11 protein-coding genes and 2 tRNA genes are annotated in these 12939 nt (G+C 32.2%); all 13 read right to left on the minus strand.

The window, feature by feature from the left end:
- Positions 1-33 precede the first annotated feature (33 nt).
- The 13 genes from rpoC to QIA31_RS02495 all read right to left on the minus strand — a co-directional run bounded on the left by rpoC (position 34) and on the right by QIA31_RS02495 (position 12936).
- Complete coding sequence (gene rpoC, locus QIA31_RS02435; protein ID WP_301394114.1) at positions 34-4167, minus strand: DNA-directed RNA polymerase subunit beta'; 4134 nt, start codon at positions 4165-4167, stop codon at positions 34-36.
- A 15-nt stretch (positions 4168-4182) separates the two neighbouring features.
- A complete protein-coding gene (rpoB, locus tag QIA31_RS02440) occupies positions 4183-7650 on the minus strand; it encodes a DNA-directed RNA polymerase subunit beta (RefSeq protein ID WP_301394115.1) in 3468 nt (1155 codons plus the stop codon).
- Between the two features lie 82 nt (positions 7651-7732).
- On the minus strand, positions 7733-8107 hold the full coding sequence (rplL, locus tag QIA31_RS02445; protein ID WP_301394116.1) for a 50S ribosomal protein L7/L12: 375 nt from the start codon (positions 8105-8107) through the stop codon (positions 7733-7735).
- 70 nt (positions 8108-8177) lie between these two features.
- Positions 8178-8666, minus strand: coding sequence for a 50S ribosomal protein L10 (rplJ, locus tag QIA31_RS02450; RefSeq protein WP_301394117.1), 489 nt, complete (start codon positions 8664-8666; stop codon positions 8178-8180).
- 4 nt (positions 8667-8670) lie between these two features.
- Positions 8671-9351, minus strand: a complete 681-nt coding sequence (gene rplA, locus QIA31_RS02455) for a 50S ribosomal protein L1 (RefSeq protein ID WP_301394118.1) — start codon at positions 9349-9351, stop codon at positions 8671-8673.
- Positions 9351-9782: a 50S ribosomal protein L11 gene (gene rplK / locus QIA31_RS02460; RefSeq protein WP_004791542.1), complete on the minus strand. Its 432-nt coding sequence runs from the start codon at positions 9780-9782 to the stop codon at positions 9351-9353. The genes rplA and rplK overlap by 1 nt, the downstream gene beginning before the upstream one ends.
- 52 nt (positions 9783-9834) lie before the next feature.
- Positions 9835-10389, minus strand: coding sequence for a transcription termination/antitermination protein NusG (nusG, locus tag QIA31_RS02465; RefSeq protein WP_151073503.1), 555 nt, complete (start codon positions 10387-10389; stop codon positions 9835-9837).
- 23 nt (positions 10390-10412) lie between these two features.
- Positions 10413-10583, minus strand: a complete 171-nt coding sequence (gene secE / locus QIA31_RS02470) for a preprotein translocase subunit SecE (protein WP_301394119.1) — start codon at positions 10581-10583, stop codon at positions 10413-10415.
- A 25-nt stretch (positions 10584-10608) separates the two neighbouring features.
- Positions 10609-10681, minus strand: a tRNA-Trp gene (locus QIA31_RS02475).
- Positions 10682-10689: 8 nt separating this feature from the next.
- A complete protein-coding gene (gene rpmG / locus QIA31_RS02480) occupies positions 10690-10869 on the minus strand; it encodes a 50S ribosomal protein L33 (protein ID WP_301394120.1) in 180 nt (59 codons plus the stop codon).
- 27 nt (positions 10870-10896) lie between these two features.
- Positions 10897-10969 (minus strand) — tRNA-Thr (locus tag QIA31_RS02485).
- A 73-nt stretch (positions 10970-11042) separates the two neighbouring features.
- A complete protein-coding gene (locus QIA31_RS02490; protein WP_301394121.1) occupies positions 11043-11891 on the minus strand; it encodes a hypothetical protein in 849 nt (282 codons plus the stop codon).
- Positions 11892-11904: 13 nt separating this feature from the next.
- Entirely contained in the window at positions 11905-12936 is a 1032-nt protein-coding gene (locus QIA31_RS02495) for a hypothetical protein (protein ID WP_301394122.1), read from the minus strand.
- Positions 12937-12939 lie beyond the last annotated feature (3 nt).

A 12939-nucleotide genomic window follows, 5' to 3' on the forward strand; every position in this document is an offset into this window, starting at 1 on the left:
AAAATGGTAACAAATATATCGCTTATTTTCAAGTTAAACTTCAGAATCGATATTTTCGCTAACTTTAATTTTTTTATAAAGTCCCATACCAGTTCCAGTAGGAATTAAATGTCCAATTACAACATTTTCTTTCAATCCCCTAAGATCATCTACTTTTCCGGCAATAGAAGCATCTGTTAATACTTTAGTTGTTTCCTGGAAAGAAGCCGCGGAAATAAAAGAATCTATATTAAGGGACGTTTTAGTTACTCCTATAAGAATTGGACTTGCTATTGCTGGCTCACCACCTTGTTCGATTACTTTTCTATTTTGCTCATAAAAAGTATGCTTATCTACCTTTTGCCCATAAACAAAATTAGTATCACCAACTGCTACAATTTTAACCTTTTTCATCATTTGTTTAATTATCACACCAATATGTTTGTCATTAATACTAACACCCTGTTTTCGATAAACATCCTGAATTTCTGCCAACAAAAACTCTTGCAAACTAATCCCACCTAGAATTTCAAGCACATCATGAGGATTAATTCTACCATCACAAAGCATATCGCCTGCCTTAACAATATCTCCATCTCTAACCAAAAGATGCTTACCGGCCGGAATATAATGCTTATGCTCAACCCCGTACTCATCTAAAATATTAATAAGTCTTTTACCTTTTTGAATTGATTTAAATTGCACAATCCCACTTACTTTAGCCATTTCAGTTAAATTCTTAGGAATTCTTGTTTCAAAAAGATCATTAACACGAGGCAATCCCCCTGTAATATCTTGAGTTTTTTCAGAGCCTTTAGAAAGTTTAGCAATAACATCTCCTATATTAATATTCTGACCATCTTCAACTTGAAGATAAGCATCACCTGGTAATACATAAGATGCGACCTCCATACCACTACTATCAATAATAAAAATTCTAGGATCAAGAGATTCAAAAACATTATCCGTAATTCTTTTCTCAATATTACCTGTTTCAGTGTTTATTTCCTCTTTAAGAGTGGTTCCTAAAATAATATCCTTAAATTTAATTTTACCCCTAACCTCTGCAATAATAGGCTCTGCAAATGGATCAAATGTACCAATAACCTTGCCAGATTCAACATAATCACCAACCCCTATTTCAAGCTTTGTACCAGCTTTCAAGATAACTTCTTGCTCTTCTGATACTATTAAAAATTTATCGTCTCTTAATTTAATATACCCAATATAAGAAGAGAAAATCTCTACACCCTTTTTATTAACAAACAAAAGAATCCCTTTGATTACCCTTTGAGAATCTAAAACTTTAATTTCTTTTATGTTCTTAATTTTTTCCTCATAAAAAACATTAATTATTTTTAAAGTTCCCTTTCTTGTAAAAAGAATTCCATTGTCAACATTAACATTAAAACCTTCTATGCTATTAAGTATAAAAGCATTCTTTAAAGATATTTTATCATCTTCACTACCAGCCTGAGCAACCCCACCAATGTGAAAAGTTCTCATGGTCAATTGAGTACCTGGTTGGCCTATAGACTGAGCAGCAATTATTCCTACAGCCTCACCAATGTTAACAGGTTTGTTCTTTGAAAAGTCTCTACCATAACATTTTTGACAAACACCATGTTCAGCTTCACATGTTAAAACAGATCTAATCACAAGTTTTCCAATACCAATTTTTTCTAATAATTCTATTTTAGCTTCTGATATTTCTTCATTTGCATCTAAAACAATCTCACCAGTAATTGGATTTTTTATTCTTTCAATAGAATAACTCCCAACAGCTTTTTCTTTTAAAGATTCCAATATTTCTTCGCCATTTTTTACAGTTTCAACTTTTATTCCGTTTATAGTCCCACAATCTTCTATTCTAACAACAACATCTTGAGCAATATCTACTAATCTTCGGGTTAAATATCCAGCATCAGCTGTCTTAAGCGCAGTATCTGCTAGGCCCTTTCTAGCTCCATTTGTAGATATAAAAAACTCTATTACAGAAAGACCTTCTTTAAAGTTGGAAATAATTGGAAGCTCAATAATATCCCCAGAAGTTTTTGCCATCAATCCTCTCATACCAGCAAGTTGCCTTATTTGATTTCTACTGCCCCTAGCACCAGAATCTGCCATCATATATATAACATTAAATCCATCTCTATCCTTCTTTAAAATTTCCATCATTTTATTAGTAAGTTCTTCGTTTGTCTTTAACCAAACAGAAACTACATTATTATAACGCTCTTCACCAGTAATAACACCTTTGGCATAATCATTTTGAATTTTAGCAATCTCTTTATTAGCCCTATCCACATAAGCTTTTTTTTCATCAGGAACAATAATATCACTCATACTAATTGTACATCCAAACTTAGTAGCGTACCTAAACCCAAGCTCCTTAATAATATCAAGCATTTCAATTACAGTAGAAGAACCATGAACTACATAAACTTTTGATATTAAAATTTGTAGTTCCAAATCACTAAGAGTTTTGTTTACAAATTCAATTCCATTAGGCAAAGCTTCATTAAATACAACCCTACCGGCTGTAGTTTTTTTGTATTCACCATCAATTTTTACATAAATAGAAGCATTATAATCTAGACTTCTATTATTTATAGCAAGAATAACATTGCTAAAGTTTAAAAACTTTTTACCTTCTCCAGCAGTATTCTTTTTTTCCATTGTTAAATAATATAGGCCCAAAACAATATCTTGAGATGGAAAAACAATAGGATGTCCATTAGCAGGATTTAAAAGATTATTTGTTGAAAGCATTAAAGCCCAGCTTTCAGCTTGCGCTGATGGAGTAAGAGGCACATGCACTGCCATTTGATCACCATCAAAATCAGCATTATATGCATGACAAACAAGAGGATGTAATTTTATTGCCTTACCCTCAACTAACACGGGCTCAAAAGCTTGTATTCCAAGTCTATGAAGAGTAGGTGCTCTATTTAAAAGAATAGGATGCTCTTTGATAACAAGATCTAAAATTTGCCATACCTCGTCAACTTCTTGTTCGATTAAATTCTTTGCTCTTTTGATATTAAACACAGCCTCACTTTCAATTAACCTTCTTATCACAAAAGGCTTAAAAAGCTCAAGAGCCATTTTTGCAGGCAATCCACATTGATGGAGCTTTAACTCAGGTCCAACAACAATCACAGAACGACCAGAATAATCCACTCTTTTACCAAGAAGATTTTGTCTAAACCTTCCTTGCTTACCTTTTAAAACATCAGAAAGCGACTTGAGGGGCCTACTCGATGATCCTTTGACAACCTTTCGTTTATGTGAATTGTCAAAAAGAGAATCCACCGATTCTTGAAGCATTCTTTTTTCGTTTCTCACAATAATCTCTGGCGCATTAAGAAGAAGCAACTTCCTTAAACGATTATTCCTGTTTATAACTCTTCTATAAAGATCATTAAGATCAGATGTTGCAAAGCGCCCTCCATCAAGCTGAACCATTGGCCTAATCTCAGGGGGAATAACAGGGAGAACTTCCATAATCATCCATTCTGGCTTATTCCCAGAAATTTTAAAATTTTCAATAATTTCAAGACGTCTTAAGAGTTTTTTATCAGTTTTATCATCTTTGTCTATCATTTGAACCCTAAGCTTAGATGAAAGCCCATCAAGATCAAGATTTTCAAGAAGAGTTTTAACAGCTTCAGCTCCCATCGAAGCATTAAAAGACATTCCATATCGCTCTCTAGCCTCTGTATACTCATCTTCATTTAAAAGTTGCATTTTTTTAAGATCAGTATCACCTGGTTCAATTACTACATATTTTTCATAATAAAGAATAGAATTTAAACTAGATGCTGTAATGTCAAGCAAAAGACCAATTCTAGAGGGTATATATTTGTAATACCAAATATGAGCAACTGGAGCTGCTAGTTCAATATGCCCCATTCTTTCACGTCTCACCTTAAAATGAGTAACCTCTACATTACAACGATCACAAATAATACCCTTATATCTAACTGACTTGAATTTACCGCAATAGCATTCCCATTCCTTTGTAGTACCAAAAATTCTTTCACAAAAAAGCCCATCCTTCTCGGGTCTCAAAGTTCTATAATTAATAGTCTCAGACTTTTTAACCTCTCCATAAGACCAATTTCTAATTTGGTCAGGAGATGCTATCTTAATTTTTATTTTTTCAAAATCTTTTATCTCTTTCATAAAAACTCCAAAAACCTAACTTTTATTAATCAATTCTTCTTCTTTTTCTGTCAAAGGAACCTGATTCCCATTATCATCGTAAATTGACAAATCAAGTCCAAGCCCTCTAAGCTCTTGCATTAACACATTAAAAGACTCGGGGATACCTGATACATTAGTAGGAATACCTTTTACTATATTTTCATATATCTTAACTCTACCCGACATATCATCAGATTTAACTGTTAAAAGTTCTTGAAGAGTATGCGCCGCACCATAAGCTTCAAGAGCCCAAACCTCCATTTCTCCAAGTCTTTGCCCACCAAATTGGGCTTTCCCTCCAAGAGGTTGTTGAGAAACAAGAGAATATGGACCGGTTGATCTTGCATGCATTTTATCGTCAACAAGGTGATGCAGCTTAAGCATATAAATAACCCCAACCATTACTTCATTTTCGAACGGCTCTCCTGTATAACCATCATATAAAATTTCTTTAGAAGTTGGATTAAATCCGGCTTTTTTTAATTTTTCTTGAATTTGTTCATTTGTAGCAGATTCAAAAACAGGAACATTATAAGATTCACCAAGATATTTGCCAGCAAGGCCCAATTGAGATTCCATTAACTGCCCAATATTCATTCTAGATGGGACTCCCAAAGGATTTAAACATATGTCAAGAGGAGTTCCGTCTGCAAGATAAGGCATATCTTCAACAGGAAGAATTTTTGCAACAACACCCTTATTACCATGTCGTCCAGCCATTTTATCACCCTCTTTAAGCTTCCTTTTTTTAGCAACATAAACCTTAAGTATCTCTTCAACCCCAGGAGAAAGATTGCCAACATCCTCTTTAGTAATTCTTTGAACATCAATAACAGTGCCTTCAGTACCATGAGGAACTTTTAAAGAATTATTTTTAACATCTTTTGCTTTTTCTCCAAAAATGGAAGTTAAAAGTCTAAATTCAGGAGTAATATCTCCTTCTGACTTTGGAGTAACCTTACCAACAAGAATATCGCCTGGCTTTACATAAGTTCCTATACGTATAATCCCATTTTCATCTAATTTGTTTAATATCTTTTCGCTAACATTCGGTATATCTCCCGTAACCTTCTCAGGACCAAGTTTAGTTTCTCTTACTTCTATACTAAATTCTTTAATATGAATAGATGTATAAAGATCTTCTTTTACAATTCTATCAGAAATCAATATAGCATCTTCATAATTAAATCCATTCCAAGGAATAACTCCTAGCAATAAATTATTGCCAAGAGCAAGCTCCCCATATCTAGTAGCAGGGCCATCAGCTATTATCTCACCCCTTTCAACCTTTTGACCCTCTTTAACCAAAACGGATTGATTAAAGCAAGTATCTTGATTTGTTCTTTCATACTTAACAATATGATATTCATCTAAATCTTTAGCATTCTCTGATTCAAAAGGCTTGACAACTATTTTACTACTTGTTGCAAGAATAACTTCTCCACTTCTTTTAGCCTTAACTACTACTCCTGAATCCTTTGCAACAACACTTTCCATGCCCGTACCAACAATCGGAGGTTTAGGAAAAAGAAGGGGTACTGCTTGTCTTTGCATATTAGAACCCATAAGAGCTCTATTTGCATCATTGTGCTCAAGAAAAGGAATTAATGCTGAAGATACTGAAATTAACTGCCTAGGAGAAACATCCATATAGTCTATATTTTTAGGGCTTGTTGTGGTATAATCACCAGAGATTCTAACAGAAACTAAATCTTCAAGATACTTTCCGCTAGAATTAAAAGCAGCATTAGCCTGCGCAATACACTTTTTCTCTTCATCAATAGCGGACAAATACTCTAATTCATCAGTTACTTCTCCATTAACAACTTTCCTGTAGGGAGTTTCTAAAAAACCATAATCATTAACTCTAGAATAAGTAGCCAAAGAAACTATAAGTCCAATATTTGGCCCTTCAGGAGTTTCAATAGGGCACATTCTGCCATAATGGGTATAATGTACGTCTCTTACTTCAAATCCCGCTCTATCTCTTGAAAGTCCCCCTGGCCCAAGAGCATTAAGACGTCTTTTGTGAGTAAGTTCGGCTAAAGGATTAACCTGATCCATGAACTGCGAAAGCTGACTAGTTGCAAAAAATTCTTTAACAGCAGATACAATAGGCTTAACGCTTATTAATTCTTGGGGCTTTAGATTAAAAACTTCCTTGTTAGACATTCTGTCTTTTGCAATTTTTTCAACTCTTGACATCGCACCTTTATATATATTAGTAAGAAGCTCTCCAACAGAACGCACTCTTCTATTTCCTAAATGGTCAATATCATCAAGAATATCATGACCTTCGTATATTCTCAAAAGATGAGATATTGTGTTAACAATATCATCCATAGTTAAAACCGATGTACTTAAATCATCAAATCCAAATTTTTTAGAAAGTTTATAGCGCCCCACACGTCCAAGATCATATCTTCTTTCAGAAAAGAATATAGTTTTTAAATCATTTTCAGCATTATCAATCGATATTGGCTCACCAGGAAAAAGAGAACCATAAACAGCAAGCATAACTGATTCTTTTGGAAGCTCTTTAGAGCCATCCTTTAAGGCAAAAAAAGCATCTTCTTTTTCAAGACAATTTAAAATAACATTAGAGCTCACAAAGTGCTTTCCAGGAATATCATCATAACCATCAAAATCAACAAGCTCTATTTCATTTATTCCATTTTGTAAAAAATCTTCAACATCTTGTAGGGTAATCTTATCTCCTGCTCGATAATACATATTCTCTCTTATGTTAATACTTTTGGCTAAATATTGACCCGGAAGATCTCTTTTTGTACCGTCTTCAACTTTAATTCTTTTAGTATTGTAAAAAGTTTCTATTATTTTTTCTCTTGTATCAAAACCTAAAGCTCTTAAAAAAAGAGTTATGAGTATTCTTTTTTTCCTATCTATCTTTACATAAAGATAATCTTTTTTAGAATCAATCTCAAATTCTAACCAAGAACCACGATAAGGAATTATTCTAGCAGAATACAAATCTTTTTCTTTATAAAAAACAACTCCTGGGGATCTGTGAATCTGAGAAACAACAACCCTCTCAGCCCCATTAATAATAAAAGTCCCCCTTTCTGTCATTAAAGGAATAGTTCCCATGTATACGTCTTTTTGCCTTATTTCCCCAGTAGTCAAAAATTGCAAATTTAGCCTTACTTTTAAAACAGCTTCATAACTTTGCCCCTTTCTTTTGCATTCTTTTTCTGTAAAATTAAGAGAATCATTTTCTATATAGTATCTTTCATACTCAAGAGCAACATCGCCATTTCCACTTTTTATGGGAAATACATTTCTAAAAACAGACTCAAGGCCCTCATTAAGTAAAGGTTCTTTATTTTTTAATTTATCAAGTTGTAAAAATTTTTCATAAGAATTTAATTGTATTTCTATCAGGTTAGGTAAGTCTAAAATTTCATCAGCTCTTCCTTGTCCCAGATGAACTCTTTTTATCATTAAAAGACTCCTTTTTTAAGACATAACAAGCCGCACATCATAACGACATGCGGAATAACAACTTTGATATATTTTTAATTTTTTATTTAACTTCAACTTTTGCGCCAACTGCCTCAAGTTTCTTTTTTAATTCCTCAGCATCTGACTTAGAAAGACCTTCTTTAATAGCTTTAGGAGCAGATTCAACTAAGGCCTTAGCTTCTCCAAGACCAAGACCTGTAATACTTCTAACCTCTTTTATAACATTTATTTTGCTATCACCAAAAGACATAAGAATTACATCAAATTCGGTTTGTTCTTCAGAATCAGTTACACCTGTTGAAACAGCGCCTCCCCCACCAACGGCAACAGCAGTAGTTACTCCAAACTTTTCCTCAATGGCTGTTACAAGGTCAACAACTTCCATAGTTTTTGCACCCTCAAGCCAGGTCAAAATATCTTCTTTATTTAGTGCCATATTAACTCCTTATATATTTTCATTTTACAGTGATAGCATGCACTCAAAAATTAAGACTAACACTGCCATGTTAATTTTTAATATCAGCCAAAGCTTTCAATGTTCTTGCAAGCTTAGAAACTGGTGCTTTTAACACGCTAGCAAATAAAGAAATAGACTCTTTTTTGGTAGGGAGCTTACTATAAGCTTGAACTTTAGCCTCATCATAAAACTCTCCCAAAACAAAACCGCCCTTTACTTTTAAAGTACTACTTTTTACAAAATCATAAAAAATTTTTGCTACTACATTAGCCTCTTCTAATGCAGCAACAACTACCGTAGGGCCAACCAAACAAGAATCAACAACATTAATATTCTTTTCTTTTAAAACCATCTTCATTATATTGTTTTTAACAACTTTTAAAGCTCCATGTTCGCCTTCTATTTTATTGCGAAGATCTGTTAACTGAGACACGCTCAAACCTCTATAATCTAAGAAAAAAAGATTTTGCTTGTTGTCTATAAATTTTTTCAATAAATCAAACATTTCCAACTTCTTAGAATTTATCTTTACGCTCATAATGTCACCTCCAAACAAAATTAACTTTTATAGAAGGCCCCATAGTAGATGAAATATAAATACTATCTATAAAAGCTCCCTTTAAGTCGCTAGGTCTTTTTTTAACAACTTCCTTGATAAATTCCTCATAATTTTCTTTTATCTTTTCATTGTCCATAGAGGATTTACCAAAAGAAAAACTTATTACACCATTTTTATTTGCTCTAAATTCTGTTCGCCCCTTTTTAAGGCTATTGATTGCATCCTTAAGATTATTTGTGACCGTTTGGGCCTTTGGATTAGGCATTAAGCCTCTTTTCCCTAAAATAGGACCAAGTCTTCCAACATCCTTCATCATATCAGGAGTTGCAACAACAACGTCAAATTCATCCCAACCGCTTTTAATCTTATTTATAAGATCATCATCTCCAACATAAGTTGCACCAAAAGCTCTAGCTTCATCTGCTCGTTCGCCTTTTGCAAAAACAAGTATTCTTTTTGGCTTCATAAACTGATTTGGCAAAACTATAGTATCTCTAACAGTATGATTTTTTTTTAAATTAAGGTTAATGGATATATCTATGGTTTCATCAAATTTAACAAATTTAATTTCTTTTAACAGTGAAATTGCATCTTCAATGCTATAAAGTTTACTTTTATCTACTTTTAAAAAAGCCGCAGTATATTTTTTACCCTTTTTTGACATTATTTCTCTACCTCAACACCCATTGAACGAGCACTTCCTGAAATAATTTTAAACGCTGCTGATTCTGATTTTGCGTTTAAATCAGGCATTTTAATTTTTACTATCTCCATTAGCTTTTCTTTTGATATAGTTCCAACTTTGTCTGTATTGGATTTTTTAGATCCTGATTCTATCCCAATAGCCTTTTTAATTAAAATCGAAGCTGGGGGGGTTTTTACAATAAAAGAAAAACTTTTGTCGCTATAAACAGTAATGATGACAGGAACCACAATGCCGGGATCCATTTTTGCGGTTCTCTCATTAAATTCCTTTACAAACTGGGGGCCGCTAACTCCATGAGGTCCAAGCGCTTGCCCTATCTTGGCTCCTGGAGCTGCTTGAGCAGCTGGAACCTGTAATTTAATCCAAGAAATTGCTTTTTTTTTTGCCATATTATCTCCTTATGGTAATAACGCTTACAAAGCTCCCATTAGTATCAAATTTTTAAATCTTTTCTATATGCTGGAAATCAACTTCAACGGGAGTTGACCTTCCAAAAATTTGAACTGCAACTTTTAATTTCTTTCTTTCGTAATCAATAGAGCTAATAAGCCCTTCAAAAGAGTCAAAAGGTCCACCTTTAATTCTAACCCTTTCTCCTTCTTCAAAGTCATAAAGCATAAAAATAGATTTATTTGCTTTAATTTCACCAGTAAGCATAAAAACGCTTTTTACTTCTTCATCATTAATAGGGATAGGCCTTTGACCCTTACTAACACCAACAAAATTAATAACACCTTGAACTTTAATAATATTAGCAACAATATCTTTCCAGCCTACTTCTGGAAGGTCTAGCTCAATAAGAATATAACCTGGCCAAATTTTTCTTTCTTTTATTCTTTTCTTGCCATTTCTTATCTCTTCTACTTTTTCAATAGGAGCCTTAACGTCTAATACTACACTACCAAAAACACCTTCGCCTATTAAAAGTTTTATGTCTTGCTCTATCTTTTTCTCATATTGAGAATAAGTTTGAACTACATACCAAGCTCTAGACATAATTTACCCTTCTTACAATAAAACTAAAATACATAAGTTACAACAAGAAACATAAGATAATCGACTATACCCAGGAAAATTGAAACAAATAATATTAACCAAAAAACTTGTTTTCCATTTTCAACTACTTCATTATACTTAGGCCACGTTACCTTCTTAAGTTCCAAAATACTATCTTTTATAAACCTAAACATTAAAGCCTCACTTTAATTCTAACAACAGGTCAGGAGGGATTCGAACCCCCAGCATACAGTTTTGGAGACTGTCGTTCTACCGTTGGAACTACTGACCTATTATTTATTATTTTATTTTTCCTTCCTTATGAAGAGTGTGTTTGCGCAATTTTGGACAATATTTCATCAATTCTAACTTATCTTGCTTATTACGTCTATTCTTAGTAGTGGTATAATTCCTAATCCCTGTCTCTTCACAAATCAAAGATATAAGCTCAACGGCTCCTTTTCCCTTCTTTTTACCCATACAACAAAACTCCTAACTACCAATAAAAGCCCCCAATCGGACTTGAACCGACGACCCCCACCTTACCATGGTGGTGCTCTACCAACTGAGCTATAAGGGCATTAATTCCTTATAAAACTCTTTATTATCTTAGTTGATTGTTTGAAAAAAAACAAGTACGGATATTAATTTTCTTACTTTATTACAACAAGTTTTCCGTCTTGCAAAAGTTTAATGTTATTACTATTTGAAAACAATTTATTAATAGAATGCTCATCAAGTATAATATCTGTATTATTTTTACCATAAATGCCTTTGGCAACTAATTTTAAAGGACGATGCCCAACCCTATTTTTATTATTATAAAGAACATCATTACTATACTCAAGCATTCCCCATTTTCTCAAAGCTTCCGAAGAAACCATTCTCTTATCAAAATATGGCCTAATGTTTTCATCATAAATTTTGATAAAAAAAGAGTCTTCCAATTTTTTAGAACCAAAAGTATTATTGTAGACTTCACCTACATAAATCACAATTCCTGTATAATCGGTCTTATCAATATCAGCATTTATCAATGGATAAAAAGCTTTATAAGGCTTTTCATGCGAAAAAAATAAATTTATAAAATCGGGAAAAAGACTAAGCTCATACCTAACAGTTAAGCTTCTTAAATCTTCTGAATATTTTATATAAGATCTTTTCAAAATACTATTGGGACCTGAAAAATTAAGTATTAAGCTCGGATTCAGATCAAAATAATTTTTAAAAGTATTTTCAGAATCCATAATTATCTTAAAAAGAGACTCTCTTATTAAAGTATCTTTAAAGTCATTAATAGTTGCTATTAATTTAGAAGCCGTATTTAAACCTACTGGCCTAAATTCATTTTCATTAATTTCCTTAACGATGTCAAAACAAATAACCTTCTTATCCCAATCAATTATTCTATATACACTTGTCTCGGTAACTTCATTTTTTATTATAGAAACATTCGAATAAAGTAGAAATAAATAACTAAAAAGAAACTTAAAAAAATGCATTATCTCCTTCCTATTATTTTTTGCCTAAATAAACACCTATCCAAGTCCAACCATTATTGATTTCTGGATCTTTAGGATAAACAATTCTTTTAAAAACAAAATACCATTCCCTAATATGATCCCATCCGCTTGATTCAAGGTAAGATATATCATCGCTAGAATCCGCTTCAAGCTGCTTTGCAAATTGTATTCCGTTTTTTCTTCTCCCTCCAAGCCTAATCATCGTGGTTAAAAAGCTGTTAGTATTAATAGAATTACTTTTTCCGCCCTTTTGATCCCAACTTTGAATAAAAAAATTATTTTTATCTCTTATATTAAGCAATTTAGAAGTTTCTCCAGAGAGAACAAAATTTTTAACATCCTGGATTAAATCTCCTAAATTTCTATAAACAACAAACTCTGGATTATTAAAGTAATTAATTTTTGTAACAACATTAAAATAGTCTCTAGAATCTATTTTTAAATTTGACCTTGGAATTGAAAGAAATTTTTTATAGTAAAAATAAGATTCATCATAATCTTGAACATCTTCCAAACTTAATGCAAGATTATAAAAATAATTACCCTTTTCCGCATTATTTAAATTATCAATCCCTGTATTTAATATAAATTTGTAATAATTGATCTTATCGATTGAATCAATATTTAAATTGACAATCTTTTTAGCTACTCTTGTTTTTACTGAACAGTTTTCATAAATATAATCATCAAAATTATCAACAATGTGCTTGTAAATGCTAAAAGCTACAAAATCTTCTCCCATAGAATTATAAATATTGCCCATTAAATAAAGATACAAAGGATAATATTCTCTAGATTCATCATCAATAATTCCACTATTTACAATTTCTAAAGCATTTTCATAATTTTTATTTGCAATATATATATTAACAACCCTATCAACAATAAGAAATTTATCTAATCTATTCTTATTAGAAGATTTTAAAAGATAGGTAAGATTTTGAATTTCACTTTGTTTTTGTTTGCAAGAAGTAAATAAAAACAAAATCAAAATGAATTTAGCAACTTTAATAAACAGGCTCATAAG

Origin of the sequence: [Borrelia] turdi (assembly GCF_030439285.2) — a bacterium.
GTDB lineage: Bacteria > Spirochaetota > Spirochaetia > Borreliales > Borreliaceae > Borreliella > Borreliella turdi.

Bases quoted from the DNA above. Each gene is read 5' to 3' on its own strand.
- rplJ (WP_301394117.1), bottom strand. From the start codon at position 8,666: ATGAGCGTAAAGATAAATTCTAAGAAGTTGGAAATGTTTGATTTATTG.
- rplK (WP_004791542.1), bottom strand. From the start codon at position 9,782: ATGGCAAAAAAAAAAGCAATTTCTTGGATTAAATTACAGGTTCCAGCT.
- rplA (WP_301394118.1), bottom strand. From the start codon at position 9,351: ATGTCAAAAAAGGGTAAAAAATATACTGCGGCTTTTTTAAAAGTAGAT.
- QIA31_RS02490 (WP_301394121.1), bottom strand. From the start codon at position 11,891: ATGCATTTTTTTAAGTTTCTTTTTAGTTATTTATTTCTACTTTATTCG.
- rpoC (WP_301394114.1), bottom strand. From the start codon at position 4,167: ATGAAAGAGATAAAAGATTTTGAAAAAATAAAAATTAAGATAGCATCT.
- rpoB (WP_301394115.1), bottom strand. From the start codon at position 7,650: ATGATAAAAAGAGTTCATCTGGGACAAGGAAGAGCTGATGAAATTTTA.
- secE (WP_301394119.1), bottom strand. From the start codon at position 10,583: ATGTTTAGGTTTATAAAAGATAGTATTTTGGAACTTAAGAAGGTAACG.
- nusG (WP_151073503.1), bottom strand. From the start codon at position 10,389: ATGTCTAGAGCTTGGTATGTAGTTCAAACTTATTCTCAATATGAGAAA.
- rplL (WP_301394116.1), bottom strand. From the start codon at position 8,107: ATGGCACTAAATAAAGAAGATATTTTGACCTGGCTTGAGGGTGCAAAA.
- rpmG (WP_301394120.1), bottom strand. From the start codon at position 10,869: ATGGGTAAAAAGAAGGGAAAAGGAGCCGTTGAGCTTATATCTTTGATT.
- QIA31_RS02495 (WP_301394122.1), bottom strand. From the start codon at position 12,936: ATGAGCCTGTTTATTAAAGTTGCTAAATTCATTTTGATTTTGTTTTTA.